The 19,095-nt window shown below is 65.6% G+C and carries 19 protein-coding genes; 12 read left to right on the forward strand and 7 right to left on the reverse strand.

From position 1 onward, the window contains the following. Positions 1 to 400: 400 nt before the first annotated feature. Both AB0H00_RS02510 and AB0H00_RS02515 read right to left on the reverse strand, forming a co-directional pair. Positions 401 to 1,438, reverse strand: coding sequence for a terpene synthase family protein (locus AB0H00_RS02510; RefSeq protein ID WP_357259552.1), 1,038 nt, complete (start codon positions 1,436 to 1,438; stop codon positions 401 to 403). 538 nt (positions 1,439 to 1,976) lie between these two features. Continuing rightward, positions 1,977 to 2,330: a MerR family transcriptional regulator gene (locus AB0H00_RS02515; RefSeq protein ID WP_357259555.1), complete on the reverse strand. Its 354-nt coding sequence runs from the start codon at positions 2,328 to 2,330 to the stop codon at positions 1,977 to 1,979. Between the two features lie 742 nt (positions 2,331 to 3,072). Here AB0H00_RS02515 and AB0H00_RS02520 point away from each other — a divergent pair. The 7 genes from AB0H00_RS02520 to AB0H00_RS02550 all read left to right on the forward strand — a co-directional run bounded on the left by AB0H00_RS02520 (position 3,073) and on the right by AB0H00_RS02550 (position 12,508). Further along, positions 3,073 to 4,788 carry an acyclic terpene utilization AtuA family protein gene (locus AB0H00_RS02520; protein WP_357259558.1) on the forward strand — a complete coding sequence of 572 codons (1,716 nt, stop codon included), beginning with the start codon at positions 3,073 to 3,075 and terminating at the stop codon, positions 4,786 to 4,788. A gap of 146 nt (positions 4,789 to 4,934) precedes the next feature. Continuing rightward, positions 4,935 to 6,086, forward strand: a complete 1,152-nt coding sequence (locus AB0H00_RS02525) for an acyl-CoA dehydrogenase family protein (RefSeq protein ID WP_357259561.1) — start codon at positions 4,935 to 4,937, stop codon at positions 6,084 to 6,086. Between the two features lie 144 nt (positions 6,087 to 6,230). Then, a complete protein-coding gene (locus AB0H00_RS02530) occupies positions 6,231 to 7,829 on the forward strand; it encodes a carboxyl transferase domain-containing protein (protein ID WP_357259563.1) in 1,599 nt (532 codons plus the stop codon). 8 nt (positions 7,830 to 7,837) lie between these two features. Further along, positions 7,838 to 9,871, forward strand: coding sequence for a biotin carboxylase N-terminal domain-containing protein (locus tag AB0H00_RS02535; RefSeq protein WP_357259566.1), 2,034 nt, complete (start codon positions 7,838 to 7,840; stop codon positions 9,869 to 9,871). A 67-nt stretch (positions 9,872 to 9,938) separates the two neighbouring features. Next, positions 9,939 to 11,099, forward strand: coding sequence for an acyl-CoA dehydrogenase family protein (locus tag AB0H00_RS02540; RefSeq protein WP_357259569.1), 1,161 nt, complete (start codon positions 9,939 to 9,941; stop codon positions 11,097 to 11,099). A 12-nt stretch (positions 11,100 to 11,111) separates the two neighbouring features. After that, the gene (locus tag AB0H00_RS02545; RefSeq protein WP_357259571.1) at positions 11,112 to 11,888 is read left to right on the forward strand and encodes an enoyl-CoA hydratase family protein; all 777 of its coding nucleotides are present in this window, start codon (positions 11,112 to 11,114) and stop codon (positions 11,886 to 11,888) included. A gap of 5 nt (positions 11,889 to 11,893) precedes the next feature. Beyond that, positions 11,894 to 12,508, forward strand: a complete 615-nt coding sequence (locus tag AB0H00_RS02550) for a TetR/AcrR family transcriptional regulator (protein WP_357259574.1) — start codon at positions 11,894 to 11,896, stop codon at positions 12,506 to 12,508. 6 nt (positions 12,509 to 12,514) lie between these two features. On the opposite strand, the gene AB0H00_RS02555 is transcribed toward AB0H00_RS02550, so the two are convergent. The 3 genes from AB0H00_RS02555 to AB0H00_RS02565 all read right to left on the reverse strand — a co-directional run bounded on the left by AB0H00_RS02555 (position 12,515) and on the right by AB0H00_RS02565 (position 14,544). Then, on the reverse strand, positions 12,515 to 12,877 hold the full coding sequence (locus AB0H00_RS02555) for a hypothetical protein (RefSeq protein ID WP_357259577.1): 363 nt from the start codon (positions 12,875 to 12,877) through the stop codon (positions 12,515 to 12,517). 261 nt (positions 12,878 to 13,138) lie between these two features. Then, positions 13,139 to 13,384, reverse strand: a complete 246-nt coding sequence (locus tag AB0H00_RS02560) for a hypothetical protein (protein WP_357259580.1) — start codon at positions 13,382 to 13,384, stop codon at positions 13,139 to 13,141. After that, complete coding sequence (locus tag AB0H00_RS02565; protein WP_357259582.1) at positions 13,384 to 14,544, reverse strand: helix-turn-helix transcriptional regulator; 1,161 nt, start codon at positions 14,542 to 14,544, stop codon at positions 13,384 to 13,386. The genes AB0H00_RS02560 and AB0H00_RS02565 overlap by 1 nt, the downstream gene beginning before the upstream one ends. 211 nt (positions 14,545 to 14,755) lie before the next feature. Between AB0H00_RS02565 and AB0H00_RS02570 the strand changes: the two genes are divergently transcribed. The 4 genes from AB0H00_RS02570 to AB0H00_RS02585 all read left to right on the forward strand — a co-directional run bounded on the left by AB0H00_RS02570 (position 14,756) and on the right by AB0H00_RS02585 (position 15,884). After that, on the forward strand, positions 14,756 to 14,923 hold the full coding sequence (locus AB0H00_RS02570; RefSeq protein WP_357259585.1) for a hypothetical protein: 168 nt from the start codon (positions 14,756 to 14,758) through the stop codon (positions 14,921 to 14,923). A gap of 5 nt (positions 14,924 to 14,928) precedes the next feature. Continuing rightward, entirely contained in the window at positions 14,929 to 15,180 is a 252-nt protein-coding gene (locus tag AB0H00_RS02575) for a hypothetical protein (RefSeq protein WP_357259588.1), read from the forward strand. Then, positions 15,177 to 15,365: a hypothetical protein gene (locus AB0H00_RS02580; RefSeq protein ID WP_357259591.1), complete on the forward strand. Its 189-nt coding sequence runs from the start codon at positions 15,177 to 15,179 to the stop codon at positions 15,363 to 15,365. The genes AB0H00_RS02575 and AB0H00_RS02580 overlap by 4 nt, the downstream gene beginning before the upstream one ends. Before the next feature lie 132 nt (positions 15,366 to 15,497). After that, positions 15,498 to 15,884, forward strand: a complete 387-nt coding sequence (locus AB0H00_RS02585) for a hypothetical protein (protein WP_357259594.1) — start codon at positions 15,498 to 15,500, stop codon at positions 15,882 to 15,884. A 940-nt stretch (positions 15,885 to 16,824) separates the two neighbouring features. Here the strand turns inward: AB0H00_RS02585 and AB0H00_RS02590 are convergent. Then, on the reverse strand, positions 16,825 to 17,307 hold the full coding sequence (locus tag AB0H00_RS02590) for a hypothetical protein (RefSeq protein ID WP_357259597.1): 483 nt from the start codon (positions 17,305 to 17,307) through the stop codon (positions 16,825 to 16,827). Positions 17,308 to 17,522: 215 nt separating this feature from the next. Here AB0H00_RS02590 and AB0H00_RS02595 point away from each other — a divergent pair, with 215 nt between their 5' ends. Next, the gene (locus AB0H00_RS02595; RefSeq protein WP_357259600.1) at positions 17,523 to 17,735 is read left to right on the forward strand and encodes a DegT/DnrJ/EryC1/StrS family aminotransferase; all 213 of its coding nucleotides are present in this window, start codon (positions 17,523 to 17,525) and stop codon (positions 17,733 to 17,735) included. Here the strand turns inward: AB0H00_RS02595 and AB0H00_RS02600 are convergent. After that, the gene (locus AB0H00_RS02600) at positions 17,727 to 18,794 is read right to left on the reverse strand and encodes a GDP-mannose 4,6-dehydratase (protein WP_357259602.1); all 1,068 of its coding nucleotides are present in this window, start codon (positions 18,792 to 18,794) and stop codon (positions 17,727 to 17,729) included. The genes AB0H00_RS02595 and AB0H00_RS02600 overlap by 9 nt on opposite strands. Positions 18,795 to 19,095 lie beyond the last annotated feature (301 nt).

Below are 19,095 nucleotides of genomic sequence, written 5' to 3' on the forward strand. Positions count from 1 at the left end.
GTTCGCCACTTGCGCGGTCGCGCTCGGTCAACTCCTTTTCAGGCGATCTGGCGGATTCCTGGCGTGCGCGGATTACTGGGGTTGTCCTCGTTCAGGTCGCGGATGTGGTTCTCATCTGATGTGACGGGGTTCGTAAACATCCCGCAGATGCGCAGCGGCTCGTCGGCGGTGACTGGTAAGAACTCGTATTCGAGTGGTTTGTGTTCCCCTGGCTCATTTCGTTGATTCGTGGCCGATGTCCCGGGTGGAGTAGGTTGTCCAGCTCCCGTCGGCCTCGCCCAGACTCGGGTTGGGTAGTGGGTGGAGAATCGATTGGGCGCTGAGTGTGGCCCTGGGCACGCTGCTGCGCCGTGATGTGGAGGGCATGTTCGCAAACACCCGACTTACCGGCTGCGGGGGCTTACGGCGCGGTAGGAATCGGTTCGGCGGCCGGGAGGTAGACCTCACGGCGCAAGCGTTCCAAGTCCGGTGCCGCGGAAGCGGAGGTTGGCGTGTTCCGCCTGCTCTCAGTCGCCGCCCGCCCCCCTTTCGTCATGGTCTGGTAGGTCGACTCGAACTTCTTCCACCGGCCCGACAGGCAGGGAGCCACGCGGAAGAATATGGGGAGGTAGCGGATCACCGCGTCGAGTTTGGCGCGATACTCGGCCACCTGGCGCTGCACCTGCTCGACGGCTTCGTCGCGGGTGCACCCGGTCTCGTGACGGATCATCCTGACCAGGTTGTAGGGGACTTGATCGGCCTCGTCCTGATCCAGCCCCACCATGTCGTTCTCCACGAAGACCACCCAGAAGACCAGTTCCTCGAGACGGCGGATCACGCGGTGATCCCGCAGCTTCGACGGCAGTTCCCGGTTTTGGTGCACCTCCATGCCGGCGATGAAGGTCTCAAACCCACCGGTCGACATCCGCAGCGGCAGGTAGTCGGCCGTGGGCGGGATGTAGCCGTTGATGCGATGGTGCGCTTCGCGTTCGCAGGCTTCGCACCACTCCTCGAGGTTGTTGAGAAACCGCTCCTGCCAGCGGGTGGTCCGGCCCTCGCGCAGACGCGGCCACAAACTCGCCCATGCCGTCGGGATCGCGCCGGGCCTCCACGGCGCCTCCGGGTCCTGGCGCAGTGTTGCCACCAGGCCACGCCGCAGCGCGGTGACGGCTTCCGGGTCCCGCAGCTGCGGATCCTCGAAGAGGTCGTCCCACAGAGCGGCCAGGGCGGCCGCGGCGAAAATGCTCTGTTCACGGGCAGGGTCCGCCGGAGCCAAGAACTTTGCGGCGAACCCGATCGTGGCTCCTCCCCACCGGTGGTTGTCAGCCTCGGCAGGGGAGAGGGCAAGGCCGGTGTCCAACAGCCAGCTCCTGAGCCATGGCAGGACCCGCTCCAAGAGCGCATCGCCATCGGTCTGGGGTGGCTGCGGGGAGCCAGCGGAATCGATTTCATTTGGCACGTACGCACTCCTGACTGGTTCCACCGGTCATCTAAGTTGATTGTGAAACTGACTCCACCGTTACACGGAAGGTGTTGGTAACAGGCAAGTTCGGCGTCATCGTAACTGGTTGTCAACCACGGGGGATTGAGGCTGGACGATCGCGGGGTTTGAGCACGGGGGGATGGCTCCGCCGCACATCGGAAGGCATTATTTATGTCCGACAATCGTTTTCACACGTCAACGAGCTCTGGTTCGGGCCGGGTGTCTCGCCGTAGGTTCGTGGGTCGACAACTGGTCCGCGCAATCCGGCGCTAAGCGGTAGAAGAACCGCTCCAGCTCAACGCGGGACAACACCCCAAACCGGCCGTAGCCGCCCTCATCGGTCACGACATGAAATCACCTACAGCTCGAGCGTGGGGGACCGGCGACGGGCCGAAAGATACCCAACTGCTTGGGCGAGATAGTCGACCAGCTCAGGGGGCACGTCGAACGGGTCGTCCAGGAACATTCCGAAGCGCGAAACCCAGCCAGTTGTAGGTCCGACGCCGATTCGCGATCAGTCGGGGGTGCGCTGGTCGAGGGTGCGGCGCAGGTCGGTGTTGAGGCGCTGCGCCTCGGCGAGCTGGTCTTCGAGGATGACGATGCGGCAAGCCGCCTCTAGGGTGTTACCGGCATCGACGAGCTCACGCACGCGCCCGGCGATGCGCAGTTGGTAGCGGGAGTAGCGGCGGTGCCCGCCCGCGGAACGCTGCGGGGTCAAGAGTTGGGCTGCGTCGAGGCCGCGCAGGAACGCTTGGGTAACGCCGAGTATTTCCGCGGCGCGCCCCATGCTGTAGGCGGGGTAGTCGTCGTCATCGAGTTTGTCGGCGGCGCTGGGACCGTCGGTGGGGTTCTGGTTCGGTTGCTGCACAGCACCTCTTGGGTTCAACGCCGACAGGCCCCGGCGCGTGCGCGCCGGGGCCTGGGATCTACGAAGGGGGGATTGATATCAACTCTGCTCACCGGCCGCGTGGACCGATGTGCTACACCGCACCCGACTCTTCCCGGGACGCGGAACTGATAAATGACTACTCAGTGAGCACCACCTCCTGGATTGTCGGTCCTATCCGCGTTACTTCTCGGCCTTGCTTCTTCGTCCCCTTCCGGCAGTCCGGCCGACTGCACCGGATTCTCTTCTCCGCCGGAAGGGGACGGTGGAACCTCATGTTCCGGGCAGTTCACCTGCCCGGCCACTGGACTCATCAATTCGAACGACAGCGACTGTATACCAGCCCGCGCGGAATATCTACACCCGACACAACAGAGTTTCGTCTGCCGATGCAGGCGTTTATTTCGCATTGGTAGCCGGTTTCGGATCATGGCGACCGGGGGTAGATCCGGTGCACTCATTACGTGAGACTCCGCGCCAGACCCGCGCCACCTGCGTGAAAACGCGCCAGCTCGGCTGGGAACCGACACCGTGTCGCGCGATCGGCCGAATACGCGTTGCAGCTAACAAGCACGCACGCTTGCTTTTTTCTGGGTTCGGTGTGATGCTGGTCCCGGAACGCGAACTCGGCAGGTGCGTCACTTTGCCGCGCCCGGACGGAACGCCGCAAGGACCGATCGGACGAACGTCCGGTCGCCGCACAGGAGGGAGGTAATCCCCGCTGATGAGTATGCTGGCCGCCGACCCGGAGGTACTTCGGATCGGCAACTGTTCCGGCTTTTACGGTGATCGGCTCGCTGCCATGCGCGAGATGCTCGATGGTGGGCAGCTCGACGTGCTCACCGGTGACTATCTCGCCGAGCTGACCATGCTGATCCTCGGCCGGGACCGAATGAAAGATCCGAGCCTCGGCTACGCCAAGACCTTCGTCAAGCAGGTCGAGGAATGCCTCGGGCTCGCCTTGGAACGCAACGTGCGGATCGTCGCGAACGCGGGCGGCCTCAATCCCGCCGGGCTGGCGGAGAAACTGCGCAAGATCGCCGTCGACCTCGGGTTGGACGTGAAGATCGCACACGTCGAGGGCGACGATCTGGGCGCGCGAGCCGGTGAACTGGGGCTCGGCGCGCCGCTGACCGCCAACGCCTACCTCGGCGCGTGGGGCATCGTCGAATGCCTGAACGCGGGCGCGGACATCGTGGTCACCGGACGGGTCACCGACGCGTCGGTGGTCCTCGGCCCGGCCGCCGCGCATTTCGGCTGGGGCCGAACCGATTACGACCAGCTGGCCGGCGCGGTGGTGGCGGGGCACGTTATCGAGTGCGGCACCCAGGCCACCGGAGGCAACTACGCCTTCTTCACCGAACTCGCCGACCTCGGGAGGCCGGGTTTCCCGCTCGCCGAAATCCGCAGGGACGGCAGCAGTGTCATCACCAAGCATGAAGGCACCGGCGGCGCGGTCACCGTCGACACCGTCGAGGCCCAGCTGATGTATGAGATCCAGGGCGCCCGCTACGCGGGACCCGACGTGACCTCCCGGCTGGATACCATACGGCTCGACCAGGCGGGCCCGGACCGGGTGCTGATCAGCGGCGTCACCGGTGAGGCCCCGCCACCGCGGCTCAAGGTCTCGCTGAACACGCTCGGCGGGTTCCGCAACGAGATGGAGTTCATCCTCACCGGCTTGGACATCGAGGCGAAAGCGGCACTGGCGCGACGACAGCTGGAATCCTGGCTGCCGACGAAGCCCACGGAGCTGACCTGGACCCTGGCCCGGCTGGATCGACCGGACGCCGACACCGAGGAACAGGCCAGCGCGCTGCTGCGCTGCGTGGTTCGCGACCCTGACCCGGACAAGGTCGGTCGGGCGTTCTCCAATGTCGCGGTGGAGTTGGCGCTGGCCAGTTACCCAGGGTGCAGTTTCACCACATTGCCCGGTAACGGATCTCCGTACGGCGTGTACACGCCAGGGTTTGTCGATGCCTCCGAGGTGCCGCACACGGCGGTGCTGCCGGACGGCAGCCGCGTGGCCGTCGCGCCGCCGACCGACACGGTGGTCCTGGCCGAGGTGGCCGAGCCGCCCGCTCCGGAATCTCTGCCTACCACCGAAACCCGCCGTGCGCCGTTGGGCGCGATCGCGCTCGCCCGCAGCGGAGACAAGGGTGGCAACGCCAACATCGGAGTGTGGGTGCGCACCGACGAGCAGTGGCGTTGGCTGGCGCACACGCTCACGGTGGAGGCCGTCAAAGAGTTGCTCCCGGAGGTGGCTTCGCTCACCGTCACCCGGCACGTCCTGCCCAACCTGCGGGCGCTGAACTTCATCATCGAAGGTCTACTCGGTCAAGGCGTGGCCTACCAGGCCCGCTTCGATCCCCAGGCCAAGGGACTCGGCGAATGGCTCCGGTCCCGTCACCTCGACATTCCAGTGGAGCTTTTGTCATGACCGGTCAGGGCCCGGAGGCGGCAGCTCGCGTCACCACGCAGGGCCCCCGGTCATGCGAGAAAGGACACCGCATGACCGGTCAGGGCCCGGAGGCGGCAGCTCGCGTCACCACGCAGGGCCCCCGGTCATGCGAGAAAGGACACCGCATGACCACACTGTGGGAAACGCCGGAACGGCGCGAGTTGCGTTCCACTGTACGAGGTTTCGTTGAACGCGAGATCCTGCCATACCTGGACGGCTGGGAGCGCGAGGGTGAGATCCCCCGCGAGCTGCACAAGAAGGCGGGTGCCCTCGGCCTGCTCGGTATGCAGTTCCCGGAGTCCGCGGGCGGTTCCGGCGGCGACGGCGTCGACGCCATGATCGTCTGCGAGGAGATGCACCAGTCCGGCGCGTCCGGTGGACTGTTCGCTTCGCTGTTCACCTGCGGCATCTCGGTGCCGCACCTCATCGCCTCCGGCAATGCCGAGCAGCTCGAGCGCTGGGTGCGGCCGACGCTCGCGGGCGAGAAGATCGGCTCGCTGGCGATCACCGAGCCGGGCGGCGGCTCCGACGTCGGGCACCTCACCACCACGGCCCGCCGCGACGGCGACCATTACATCGTCAACGGCGCCAAGACCTACATCACCTCCGGCGTGCGTGCCGACTTCGTGGTCACAGCAGTGCGCACCGGAGGACCGGGCTCCGCGGGCATCTCGTTGCTCGTCGTCGACAAGGGCACCCCAGGCTTCACGGTCAGCCGCAAGTTGGACAAGATGGGCTGGCTCGCCTCCGACACCGCCGAACTTTCTTACGTGGACGTCCGTGTGCCGGCGGAGAACCTGGTCGGCCAGGAGAACTCCGGTTTTCACCAGATCGCGGGCGCGTTCGTCAGCGAGCGCGTCGCCCTTGCGGTACAGGCGTATTCGAGCGCGCAGCGCTGCCTGGACCTGACTTTGGAATGGGTACGCAACCGGGAAACCTTCGGCCGCCCGCTGATCAGCAGGCAGGCGGTGCAGAACACGGTCACCGAGATGGCAAGGCGCATCGATGTCGCCCGTGTCTACACCCGCGATGTGGTGCAGCGCAGTGCCGAAGGTGAAACCGACCTGATCGCCGAGGTGTGCTTCGCCAAGAACACCGCCGTCGAGGCGGGCGAGTGGGTGGCCAACCAGGCCGTGCAGCTGTTCGGCGGCCTCGGCTACATGCGCGAATCCGAGATCGAGCGGCAGTACCGGGACATGCGCATCCTCGGCATCGGCGGTGGCACCACGGAAATCCTCACCGGACTTGCGGCGAAGCGATTGGGGTACCAGGCATGACCGGTCAGGCCCGGAGGCGGCAGCCCGCGTCACCACGCAGGGCCCCGGTCATGCCAGAAAAGGACACAGCATGACCGGTCAGGCCCGGAGGCGGCAGCCCGCGTCACCACGCAGGGCCCCGGTCATGCCAGAAAAGGACACAGCATGACCGTACTGCGCAGCACCCTGGACACCGCCGCACTGGAGTACATCGCGGCGGCGGACGCCATGAGCGCCAAGCTCACCGAGGTCGAGGCCGAGTTCGCCAAGGCCATCGCGGGCGGCGGCCCGGACAAGCTGGCCCGGCATCGCAAGCGCGGCAAACTGACCGCACGCGAGCGCATCGAGCTACTGGTCGACGAGGATTCCCCGTTCCTGGAGCTGTGCCCGCTGGCGGGCTGGGGCAGCGAATTCCACGTCGGCGCGAGCACCGTCGCGGGCATCGGCGTCGTAGAAGGTGTCGAGTGCATGATCGTCGCGCCCGACCCCACCGTGCGCGGCGGAACCTCGAACCCGTGGACACTGCGAAAGACGTTGCGCATCAACGATATCGTGCGAGAGAACCGGCTTCCGGTGATCTCGCTCGTGGAATCCGGTGGCGCGGACCTGCCCACGCAGAAAGAGGTCTTCGTCCCCGGCGGCCAGATGTTCCGTGATCTCACCCGGGCGTCGGCGGCGGGTATTCCGACAATCGCGCTGGTGTTCGGCAACTCCACCGCGGGCGGCGCCTACATCCCGGGCCTGTCCGACCACGTGGTGATGATCAAGAAGCGCTCCAAGGTGTTCCTCGGCGGCCCGCCACTGGTGAAGATGGCCACCGGTGAGGAGTCCGATGACGAATCCCTCGGCGGCGCCGACATGCACGCGCGGATCTCCGGCCTTGCCGACTACTACGCGCTCGACGAGCTGGACGCGATCCGTATCGGCCGCTCCATCGTCAAGCGGCTGAATTGGCGTAAGCAGGGGCCCGCTCCGCGCACCGAGGTGATCGAGCCGCTCTACGACTCCGAGGATCTGCTCGGCATAGTTCCCCCGGATCTGAAGATCCCGTTCGACCCGCGCGAGGTGATCGCCCGCATCGTCGACGGCTCGGATTTCGACGAGTTCAAACCGCTCTATGGCAGCAGTCTGGTGACCGGATGGGCGGAGCTGCACGGATATCCGATCGGCATCCTGGCGAACGCGCGCGGCGTCCTGTTCTCCGAGGAGTCGCAGAAGGCCACCCAGTTCATCCAGCTGGCCAACAAGACCGACACGCCACTGCTGTTCCTGCACAACACGACCGGCTACATGGTCGGTAAGGAATACGAGCAGAAGGGCATCATCAAGCACGGCGCGATGATGATCAACGCGGTCTCCAACTCGAAGGTGCCGCACATCTCGGTGCTGATGGGCGCGTCCTACGGCGCCGGCCACTACGGCATGTGCGGCCGCGCCTTCGACCCGCGTTTCGTGTTCGCTTGGCCCAGCGCGAAATCCGCCGTCATGGGCGGCGCACAGCTGGCGGGTGTCATCTCGATCGTGGGCCGTGCCGCCGCCGAGGCGAAGGGCCTGCCGTTCGACGAGGACGCCGACGCCGGAATGCGAGCCATGGTCGAGGCGCAGATCGAAGCCGAGTCGCTGGCTATGTTCATGTCCGGGCGGCTGTACGACGACGGCGTCATCGATCCGCGCGATACCCGCACCGTGTTGGGAATGTCCTTATCGGCCATTCACAATGCCCCGATCAAGGGCGCCGACGGCTTCGGCGTCTTCCGAATGTGAGGCGCGCCGTGTCCAACTCCTCCCTCGCTCTGGCCCCGGCGATCACGAACGTCCTTGTCGCCAACCGTGGCGAGATCGCCCGCCGAGTGTTCGCCACCTGCCGCCGGATGGGCCTCGACACCGTCGCGGTGTACTCCGACGCGGACGCCGCCGCGCCGCATGTGGCCGAAGCCGACAGCGCCGTCCGGCTGCCCGGCAACGCGCCGGCCGAAACCTATCTGCGCAGTGAGCTGATCATCGAAGCCGCGCTGGCGACCGGCGCCGACGCTATCCACCCCGGATACGGATTTCTTTCCGAGAACGCTCAATTCGCCAGGGCGGTGCTGGATGCCGGGATGGTCTGGATCGGCCCTCCGGTCGAGGCGATCGAGCAGATGGGCTCGAAGGTCGCCTCGAAGAAGCTGATGGATGTCGCCGGCGTCCCGGTGCTCGCCGAACTGGATCCGGCCGAGGTCACCGCAGCGCATCTGCCGGTCCTGATCAAGGCCTCCGCGGGCGGCGGCGGGCGTGGCATGCGGGTGGTGCGCGACCTCGCCGACTTGACGCCTCAGATCGATGCCGCCCGGCGGGAGGCGGAATCCGCGTTCGGCGATCCGACGGTGTTCTGCGAGCGCTACCTCGAGACCGGCAGGCACATCGAGGTCCAGGTGATGGCTGATATCCACGGCACGATCTGGGCGGTCGGCGAACGCGAGTGCTCTATCCAGCGCCGCCATCAGAAGGTGATCGAGGAGGCTCCCTCGCCGTTGGTCGAGCGCACCGAGGGCATGCGCGCTCGGCTGTTCGAGGCGGCGCGGCTCGCGGCGGGCGCGATCGGCTACACCGGGGCGGGCACCGTGGAGTTCCTCGCCGACGAACAGGGTGCCTTCTTCTTCCTGGAGATGAACACGCGTTTGCAGGTCGAGCATCCGGTCACGGAGTGCACCACCGGACTGGATCTGGTTCGGCTGCAACTGGATGTCGCGGTGGGCGGCATGCTGCCCGCCGAGCCACCCGCGATGCACGGGCACTCGATCGAGGCGCGGCTCTACGCCGAGGATCCGGCGCATGAATGGCAGCCGCAGAGCGGAACGGTGCACCGGATCGATATCCCCATGGTGGCAGCGGAATTCGATCTACTCGACCGGCCGGGCGTGCGCTTGGACACGGGCGTTGTGGCCGGTTCGGTCGTCGGCGTGCACTACGACCCGATGCTGGCAAAGGTCATCTCCTACGCTGAAACCCGCGGCGAGGCGGCACGATTGCTGGCCGCCGCGCTGCACCGCGCGAAGATCCACGGCCTGGTCACCAACCGGGACCTGCTGGTGCGAGTACTACGCCATCCGGCGTTCGCGGCCGGTGCCACCGACACCGCGTTCTTCGCCACACATGGCTTGGACACCCTGGCCGCGCCGTTGGTATCCGAATCCGACGAGGCGCTGTCGATCGTCGCCGCCGCCCTCGCCGACGCGGCCGCGAACCGGGGCAGCGCCGGAGTGGGTGGTGGATTGCCCAGCGGCTGGCGGAATCTGCCCTCGCTGTCGCAACGCAAGTCCTACGAGAGCCGCTCCAGTGGGACGCACGAGATCGGCTACCGGTTCGGTAGGACCGGCGTCGCGGTGGACGGCCACGACGGGCTCGAGCTCGTCGAGTCCGCCCCTGATCGCGTGGTCCTCTCCGTGCCCGGTCCAAGCGGCCCCGTGCGTAGGCAGTTCGATGTGGCGCGCTACGGCGAGCAGGTCTACGTCGATTCGCCGTTCGGCCCCGTCGCCGTGCGCAGGCTGCCGCGCTTCAGCGATCCGGCCGATCAGGTGGCCACCGGCTCGCTGCTCGCGCCCATGCCCGGCAGCGTGATCCGGATCGGCGCAGAGGTGGGCAGCCACGTCGAATCGGGCCAGCCCATTCTGTGGCTGGAGGCGATGAAGATGGAGCACACCGTCGCCGCGCCCGTCGCCGGTGTGCTCAGCGCTGTCAATGTCACCGTCGGCCAGCAGGTCGACGTCGGCGCCGTGCTGGCGGTCGTCGAACCCGCCGCGGACAACGAAGACCTGGAGGAGCGATGAGGGGCCATTGCGCCGCGCCTGATCGCGCCGACCGGGTGCGACCGTTCCGCAGAACACAGGAGAACTGATGAGCTTCATCGAAACCGACGAACAGAAGGCGCTGCGGGCCGCCGTCGCCGCACTGGCCGGGAAGTACAACTACCGCGACTACGTGCTGCCGAAAGCCCGCAAGAACGAGCCGCTCAGCGAATTATGGGATGAGGCAGGCAAACTCGGCTTTCTCGGCGTGAACCTGCCGGAGGAGTACGGCGGCGGTGGCGCGGGCATGTACGAGCTCGCGCTGGTGATGGAGGAACTCTCCGCGCAGGGCGCCGGTCTGCTGCTCATGGTGGTCTCCCCGGCCATCTGCGGCACCATCATCACCAAGTACGGCACCGACGCGCAGAAGCGGGAATGGCTGCCCAAGCTCGCCGACGGCTCCGGCACGATGGTCTTCGGCATCACCGAGCCGGACGCGGGATCCAACTCGCACCAGATCACCACGACCGCGCGCCGCGACGGCGAGGACTGGATCCTCAACGGCCGCAAGATCTTTATTTCGGGCGTGGACCAGGCCGAGGCCGTGCTGATCGTGTCCAGGACAGCGGACCACAAGACCGGCAAGCTGAAGCCCGCCCTGTTCATCGTGCCGACCGACGCCGAGGGCTTCACCAAGACGGCGCAGGAGATGGACATCATCGAGCCGGACCACCAGTACAACCTGTTCCTCGACGACGTCCGGCTGCCGTCCAGCGCGCTGGTCGGCAAGGAGGACGCGGCGCTGATGCAGCTGTTCGCGGGTCTGAACCCGGAGCGCATCATGGGTGCCGCCATGGCCGTTGGCCTCGGCCGCTACGCCATCGACCGTGCCGTGGAATACGCCAAGGAGCGCACCGTGTGGAAGACGCCGATCGGTGCGCACCAAGGCATTTCGCATCCGCTCGCGCAGGTGAAGGTCGAGCTCGAGCTGGCCAAGCTGATGATGCAGAAGGCCGCTACCCTCTATGACGCGGGCGAGGAAATGGGGGCCGCGGAGGCCGCCAACATGGCGAAATACGCCGCGGCGGAGGCCAGTATCAGGGCACTCGACCAGGCCATCCAGACCCACGGTGGTTCCGGTCTGACCCGTGACGTCGGGCTGGCCGCCATGCTCGCCGCCTCGCGCATCGGCCGCATCGCCCCGGTCAGCCGGGAAATGGTCCTGAACTTCGTCGCCCAGTATTCGCTGGGCCTGCCGAAGTCCTACTAGGAAAGGCCATCGATGACCGAGACGGTTCCGTTCGTCCGCTATACAGTGGCGAATGGTGTCGCGACGCTCACGCTCGACTCGCCGCACAACCGCAACGCACTGTCGTCCAAGCTGGTCGCCGAGCTGCTGCGCGGGCTCGACGACGCGACCGCCGACGACAATGTGCGCGCGATCGTGCTCACGCACATCGGAAGCACCTTCTGCGCGGGCGCGGACCTGAGTGAGGCGAGCACCGCCGATCCCGCGGTGGCCGCGGACGAGCGCACCCGTGTCATGATCGAGGTGCTGCGCAGGCTCGTGGAGATCCCGAAACCGGTGATCGCGCAGATCGACGGCAATGTCCGCGCGGGCGGTATGGGCATCGTCGCCGCCTGCGACCTCGTGGTGGCCGGGCCGGACAGCAGTTTCGCGCTCACCGAGGTTCGAATCGGGTTGGCGCCGTTCATGATATCGCTGACCCTGCTGCCCAGGCTCAGTCCGCGCGCGGCCAGCAGGTACTACCTGACCGGTGAGAAGTTCGGCGCCGCCGTGGCCGCGGAGATCGGCCTGGTCACAGTCACCGCCGACGATCCGGCGGCCGAGGTGGCGCGGCTGTGCGCGGAGTTGCGCAAGGGATCTCCCCAGGGGCTGGCCGAGTCCAAACGCTTGGTGAACGCGAGCATCCTCGCCGAGTTCGACGCGTCGGCCGAGGAGCTCGCGGCACGCTCGGCGGGGTTCTTCGGCACAAGTGAGGTGCAGGAAGGCATGCTTGCCTTCTTGCAGCGTCGCCCCCCGAGCTGGGCAGAATGACCCCCATGGCGACTCCGCACGAACCCAAGCAGGACCGCAGCCGAGCGACTCGGCAGCGCCTGCTCGAGGCGACCATCGACTGCCTGGCCGAAATGGGTTGGGCGGCAGCCACAGTCGCCGTCGTCGCCGAACGTGCGGGGGTATCGCGTGGCGCGGCGCAGCATCACTTCCCGACCAGGGAGGACCTGATCACTGCCGCGCTGGAGTACATGTTCGACACCCGCAGCGGGCAGGCCATCGGGGAGGCGGCGACGCTGCCGGAGCCGGTCTGCGGCGTCGCCCGCACGGAGGCGGTGGTGGCGGGGCTGGTCGAGTCCTACACCAGTCCCTTGTTCAAGGCGGCCCTCCAGGTCTGGACCCACGCGGCCGCGGACCCGGCCCTGCGCGAACGCATCGTCCCGCTCGAGGCCCGCTTCGGACGCGCCTCACACCGCCGCGCGGTCAAGGCCCTCGGTGCCGACGACTCCGACCCCGTCGCCCACCACCTGGTCCAAGCGACCCTCGATTTGGCCCGCGGCCTCGGACTCGCCGACGTCCTCACCGACGACTCGGCCCGCCGAAAACGAATCGTGGAGCAGTGGGCGGCGACCCTGCACGCCGCCTTGCACCCACCGCGCTGAGCGGAGCTAGCACAGTCCTTGCTGCTCGAGCCGCCCGGAATCGATGGCGTACGAGGACGCTCCGATGGCGGCGCCGATCAGTCCGACGATGATCGCTCCGGGAATCGCGCCCACGAAGAAGACCGGCAGGCCGATGAGCGCACCGACGGCAGCACCGACCGCCGCTCCCAACCCCGTCCTGAGTTCGATGGTGTCGCCGGGCGGCAGACACACCTTGACGTACGACACCTGCGGCGTTTCCCCCGATGACGCGGTGACCTGCTCGGCCTGCTCGGCCTGTTCCGCTGGTGCGGCCGACGCCGTGGACGCGAATCCGACGGTGAGCGCGGCAGCGACCAGCGCGCTGATGACCGTCACGGCCAGTTTCATGATGGCATTCAACTGTTTCCCTGTTTGTTTCGTGGTGGACGCGTGACCTGATGGTGGCTGAGGCCCCGGCTCCCAGCGGGGAGCCGTCACATGCCCGATCATCATCGCTGGAGTTCTGCGAGATGCCAACAGTTAACCGAATGAACGCGACAACCGAGCCTTTCGCGACGATGTCACCGCATCTGCGTCTCGACCTATCGTGACGGCGTGACTTTGCTTCGCAATGCCTCTCATCGGCGCCCGTCGCTTCTGATGTGACCATCAGTTGCGGAACCAGACCTCGTCCATTTCGCCTACCTCGACGCGCTGGAGTGGTAGCACCTCCGCGCCAGGCACACGACCCAACGCAGCGAGCGCCTCCGCGTCCATTCCCGGATGATCAGCCACCGGCCACATCCGGCCGTCAGTCATCCGCCGGGCCGTCCACTGCCAACTCCGGTCCTCGTGCAGCACCCATTCATCGCCCCGAACATCCCGGTATACACCGGGCTCATTCGGCAGCGCCATCAGTCCGAGATCCCCGCGTAGTGTGCCAACGCACGCAGACTGCCGCTCGCGCGTCGCTGCTGACTCGCTGTCGTCCGGATGGCCGTCTTGACCGCACGGGACTTCTGGAAGTACTCCGGCGCTGCTTCCTTCGCGTTCGCCAAAGCCTCGATCGCGCGATCAGGGTCGCCCGCGCTCAGGTGTGCGCGCGCCTTGTCCAGCCAGAAATGTGCCTGCCGTTCCCGTGGGTAGCCCGTCGGCAGTTCCGTCTCATCCGCTAGCTCCAGCGCTTTGGGTACCCGACCCAAGTCGACCGCGGAGGACAGTTCGAACAGGCGCACGTTGGTCGGGCCGACCACCGTACCCAGCACCTGCCGGTCGCCCACCCGTTCGCCGAGAATGTGCGCTTCTGCGAAGTGGGTGTCGGTGGTGTCCGCATCAAACGCGGTAGATGCCAGTCCTGCGCGGCGCATGTGAAGCGCACACAGCACCGCCGCGGCGGTCTCGTCATCCGCGAGTGGTTCGACCTCGCTGATCGTGCGGTCCGTCAAGCGCACAGCTTGTTCGGTCGCGCCGACCCGGGCTAGGGCAGCCGATTTCACGTACTGGGTGGTGGCTAGCAACAGCGGGTCGTCTGCTTGGGATGCCGCGCTAACCATGTAGTTGGTTGCCAACAGAGATAGATCGTAGTGGCCGGTCTTGTGCCCCAATGTGTTCGCGGCCCGGAGCACGGACGTGAGCAACGCATAGGCCGGTGCTCCGTCGCGGAGTCCTGCAACGAGCAGCTGATCCACAAGGTCCGGGAGGACGTCGACGATCTTGGCGTAGGCAGCGGCGTGACGCCACTTGCCGACCTGCTCGACCTGCGGGCGCAGAACTTCCAACGGTTCCGCATCGATATCGGGCGGGAATTCCACCGCGGCCAGAACCCGCCGGACGGTCGGTGCGATGCGGTCGATCTGCTCGGCCTCGCTTTCGGCGCCGTACAGGATGCATGCATCCACCCCGAGAGCGGCGGCAACGACGCCCACCCACACTGCGGTCGGGGCCTTCTTGCCCCTCTCGACGTGCGCGAGGTAGTCGCGTCCAACATTCGCCAGTGCAGCCAACTGGTGCTGAGTCATGCCGCGGATGTTGCGGATGCGGGCGATGTTCGCGCCGACCTCGTCACTCTTTTTCACCCGGTCAACGGTAGCACCGACAGAAAGCACAATCAGAGCACATTCAGGTCTTCACCAGCTCTTAACGTGAGTGTCAGCTCCCGATGACGGGCGGCCGACTATCGGAAGTGGCGGCCAAGGTGAGAGTTCGTACGCATCGCGAACCAACTATCCCCGGCGTCGGGCGCATCCAACTCCACAACACCACACGCGCCCCGGGGGTATAGACCAAATGCCCAAAGCAGGACCACCGCAGCGAATTCCGTTCGACCACAGTGAGCCAGTTGCCGCCGACTACAGCCCGCCATCGCTCGAGGTGGCAGCACGTTTCGGAGACGGCATCCGCGAGTGGGCGGACCAGCCCGACGTGCACGCGCAACGCGTCCAAGAGGGGGTATAGCCCCAATGCCCACAGCTCTCTTGATCGCCTTCGCCGTAGCCGGCCTCGTCTACGGCACGATCTGTTTCTTTGATCAGCCCGTGGAAGGCGTCGAAGCGTGCCACTTCGCACCGGATGTCCCGTACACCCCGGAGGACGCACACCTGGTGTGGCAGGCGCGGATCAGCTGCGACACCGAAACGTGCGCCGACAAGGCCGCCGCGCTCGATGTCCTCGTCGCTGCCAAACTCGTCAAGCCATCGCGAGCCCTGCGGTGAGCACTTACCTCGCGCGGATCGATCGGTGGCGTGCCCAGCACCGCGACTGCACCGCCGACATTCCGCCGACCTCACTCGAGCAGGCAAGGTTCGTTCTCAAAGACCACGGCGGCCACGGCCCCCGCTGCCTGCAATACCTCACCGCGTCCGCTTACTACAGCTTCGGAGCCGGCGATGATGAGTGACTGGCGGATTCTATGGGACCCGGATCGGAACCTGGACGAACCTCGGGCCATGCTGCAGCGCGACGACGGACTGTCGGCGCGTATCGGTTGCGACGGCCGGGCCATCGACCTTGACGACACGGATCTCGACCGATGAGGACGCGTACCAACCATCGGCTGACCGCTGAACGCCGCTCGGCGGCTCCCCGCTATATCGGGTTGACGGAGTTCGCGAACTACGCCAGCGTCGACCACCGCTCCCTGTCCCGGTGGCGGCAGCACGGTCCCGTGTGGGTGCCCGGCCCGGATGTGGTCCTCGGCGAGCAAGAGCGCCCCGGCTGGACGGTCGAATGCGCCGAGGACTGGTCTCCGTCGGTGCGGCCCTATGTCCGCGCCGAACCGGATGTCTACCTCGACACCGCGCAGATGAAGGCACGTCACCACCTCTCCTACGAGGTGTTGTGGATCTGCATTGTGGTCGACAAATCACTACCGATGCCCGCCATATGGGTAGACGACAAACCTGGATGGCACCCGTAGGCCTTCCCGGCATCAGCCGGGCAGCAGGAATGAGGGTCGACATCGAAGCGAACGGATCACATCAGGAGAGTACTGAGCGGTATTGGCTGCTCCTGCAACAAAGAATGGGGGAAATCCATTGTGCTACAACATTTCTCGACTTTCCGTCATCGTCGTCGCGCTCGCCGCGACACCGATCTCGGGCACAAGCGGCAACGTCGCGAACGCCAGTCCCAGCGGGCCGACACTGGTAAAGAGAGCTCTGTGTGACAACGGGTTCACTTTTAGCAAGCCGACGATTCTGATGCCGCATATCGAGGGGGTGCGGATGGGCCGCGTGCACCGCCGTACCCGCCGATGCTGCGCTGACGCACAACTACTACCTGAGCCTGCAACGGCGCGACGCTTCCGGCCAATGGCAGTACATGGGCGCACCGGCCAAAAGCGCCATCGTCCCTACGGCGCGTCAGACCTATACCGCCACCGCCCCTTGCGCGCCCGGAGTTTGGCGAATCTTCTCCAACGCGCGCGGTACGATCCAGGGCAGGCCGTACGATTTCAGTCAAAACTCCGACGAAAGACCGTCTTTCCCTCCGATTGCGGATAGAGGATCAGATGTTGCGACTGTCGGGACGCTATGCCGACTATCGAGGCAAAATCAGCTTGCGTGCTCGAGTAGCAGGAGCCGCCCGCGCGCTGTCGCGTCCCCGAACGCGGCGGCTACACCCGCAAGATGCAGGACGCGGGTACCAACTGAGGCGCGAGATGGGGTGGTGGACCGTGCGACCGGAGACTGGCGCAGGTTCGCGCCGCTTCGTCAGTAAGCCGACCTATGCCACTCGAACGATCGCAAAAAATGACCGTGAGGCGGCTCTTACGTGGATGGGCAAGTTACTCGGCCTGTACTGATCCGGCACCCGCACGGCTGCGCCCACCCATTTACGAGAAGAGAGTCAGATCATTATCTTACTGTCCGAGATTTCCGCGTTTGTCGTGCAGCATCAGTAATGTTGTCTTCAATCCTCTCGGGGCCATCGTCTTTGAACAGAATCTTCGCTATCCAAGCCATGCCGCGGGTATCGTCGCCATCCACGGCAGGGCCAAAATTTGCATACAGAGGCGGACCCCACTCGGGACGGTTCGTCCATGTCATACCGCCACGCCGCACATAACATTCGCCGAGAAAACGAACGAATCCGTCGGCGAATTCGTAATTTTCGGACGCGAGGAATCCGGCCAGGTCGCAGAACAACGCTTTTGCTGCTTCCATTATTTGGGTCGACAGCGGCGGTTTCCACCATTCCGAATCGTCGGGCATATCCGGAGCAGTCTTCGTGAGGAATTCCCGCACTCGCGTTTCCATGCGGTCGGATGCTACCCAATCGAGGAATGCTTGGGTCTTATCATCGAATTCGATCTCGAAACCGATCTGTTCGTCGTCCACTCGCTGGGCCCTCCCCTCGTGCTGGTCTTGGTGTCACGGAATCTAGTAGTTGCGGCGCGTGCTGTAGCGGTCCGAACAGGCCGGTGTCCCATGTCGAGGCTCAAGGTACAGTCGTTCATTCGGTAGCCTCGGCAAGCCTGGCGGATGCCGCGGGGGAGGTCGCCGGGCGACTGGGTATGGACACCAAGGAAAGTCTCTACTGAAGCAGGTTGTGGGTGAGCTGTTGGCGAAGGACCGTCAGGACCGCTGCGCAGTCTCGCTCAGCGCATCGGCGTACGTGGATAGCCGAGAGCTTTCCGGCTGCAAACGATTTCGCGGACCGTCACATCTGCCTGCCGCTGTGGCGGGGAATGACCGACGACATCGTCGATCGGGTCATCGAGATCATCCGCACATCCATAGCCCAGGCCGGCCAGAAGCTACCGTGACGCTCGGGGTGCGGCTGCTTGGCTCCAGTCGAAGCCGAGTTCGCCCTTGTCGGCGATGATCTGTTCCCACCAGTCGCGGTGCTCGGCATACCAGGTGACCGTGTCTTCGATCCCGGTGGTGAAGTCGTGCGTTGGTTGCCAGCCCAACTGTGATTCGATCTTCTCCGGGTTGATCAGGTAGCGGCGATCGTGGTTCGGGCGGTCGGGGATGTGCTCGATCCACGCGCCCGGGTCACGTCCGAGCGTGGTGACGACCATGCGCGCGATATCGAGGTTGGTGACTTCGCAGCGAGCCGAGATGTCGAAGATCGGCAACAAGCCTGGATCGGTGGCCGCCTCCGCCGGGATCGCGTCCAGCTCTGCGTGCAGGACACGATGTACAGCAGCGCAGTGATCGGTGACGTGTAGCCAGTCCCGGCTTTGCAGGCCGTCGCCGTAGACGGGCACCTTGCGCCCGCGGAGCACGTTCGTCACCGCCAGCGGGATCAGCTTCTCTGGTAGTTGATACGGGCCGTAGTTGTTGGCGCAGTGTGTCATCCGGATGTTCATTTCCGGATAGGTCTGCATGTAGGCGCGCACCATCTGATCTCCGGCCGCTTTGGCCGCGCTGTAGGGGGTTTTCGCGTTCAGTGGGGAGCGCTCGGTAAACCATTGGTTTCCGGCTGCCAGTTCGCCGTACACCTCGATCGTCGATACGTGCACGTGCGACCGTACTGGGATAAGGCGACTGCACTCGGCCATCACCTGGGCGCCGAGGGCGTTGCTGCGCATAAACGCCGACGGGCCGAGGATCGCACGGTCATTGTGCGACTCCGCCGCGAAGTTTACGACGAAATCCGGTCGATACCGCCGGTAGACAGCCTCCATGGTTCCCAGCTCGGCGATATCGGCCTGTTCGAAAACGACGCGGTCGGCCACCGGATTCAGGTTTGCCGTATTACCTGCGAAACCGATGTAATCGACCGCCACTACCTCGGCGGCGGGCTCCCACTCCAGCAAACGGTGAACGTAATTCGCTCCGATGAAGCCTGCGGCACCGGTCACGAGGTAGACGGACATGGATGCTGATAGTAGCCGAGAGCCTATTCCGTGACCCGCCTGCCGCCATGCCAATTCAGATCGGTTCGATGAGAATCCCGCCAGGTTGGTGCTCCTACGAGGTGTTGTGGATCTCCATTTGGTCGACAAATCACTGCCTATGCCCGCTATATGGGTGGACGACAAAACTCGGATCTCGGCATCAGCCGCAGTAGAAGGACGAGCCGAGCCGATGCCGGACGAGCAGCCGGGTGCGTCAGCTCGAATCTGCTGCGCGAGCGTGTCCGGGAACGGGGTCGTCCGGTCCTTGTTGCCCTTGCCG

The organism is Nocardia sp. NPDC023852 (genome assembly GCF_040639505.1).
Taxonomy (GTDB): domain Bacteria; phylum Actinomycetota; class Actinomycetes; order Mycobacteriales; family Mycobacteriaceae; genus Nocardia.

Excerpts from the sequence above, each read along its gene's own strand:
- AB0H00_RS02560 (WP_357259580.1), bottom strand. The coding sequence starts at position 13,384 with ATGGCGCTGCCGAATGAGCCCGGTGTATACCGGGATGTTCGGGGCGAT.
- AB0H00_RS02555 (WP_357259577.1), bottom strand. The coding sequence starts at position 12,877 with ATGAAACTGGCCGTGACGGTCATCAGCGCGCTGGTCGCTGCCGCGCTC.
- AB0H00_RS02545 (WP_357259571.1), top strand. The coding sequence starts at position 11,112 with ATGACCGAGACGGTTCCGTTCGTCCGCTATACAGTGGCGAATGGTGTC.
- AB0H00_RS02530 (WP_357259563.1), top strand. The coding sequence starts at position 6,231 with ATGACCGTACTGCGCAGCACCCTGGACACCGCCGCACTGGAGTACATC.
- AB0H00_RS02575 (WP_357259588.1), top strand. The coding sequence starts at position 14,929 with ATGCCCACAGCTCTCTTGATCGCCTTCGCCGTAGCCGGCCTCGTCTAC.
- AB0H00_RS02520 (WP_357259558.1), top strand. The coding sequence starts at position 3,073 with ATGAGTATGCTGGCCGCCGACCCGGAGGTACTTCGGATCGGCAACTGT.
- AB0H00_RS02600 (WP_357259602.1), bottom strand. The coding sequence starts at position 18,794 with ATGTCCGTCTACCTCGTGACCGGTGCCGCAGGCTTCATCGGAGCGAAT.
- AB0H00_RS02550 (WP_357259574.1), top strand. The coding sequence starts at position 11,894 with ATGGCGACTCCGCACGAACCCAAGCAGGACCGCAGCCGAGCGACTCGG.
- AB0H00_RS02570 (WP_357259585.1), top strand. The coding sequence starts at position 14,756 with ATGCCCAAAGCAGGACCACCGCAGCGAATTCCGTTCGACCACAGTGAG.
- AB0H00_RS02540 (WP_357259569.1), top strand. The coding sequence starts at position 9,939 with ATGAGCTTCATCGAAACCGACGAACAGAAGGCGCTGCGGGCCGCCGTC.
- AB0H00_RS02585 (WP_357259594.1), top strand. The coding sequence starts at position 15,498 with ATGAGGACGCGTACCAACCATCGGCTGACCGCTGAACGCCGCTCGGCG.
- AB0H00_RS02525 (WP_357259561.1), top strand. The coding sequence starts at position 4,935 with ATGACCACACTGTGGGAAACGCCGGAACGGCGCGAGTTGCGTTCCACT.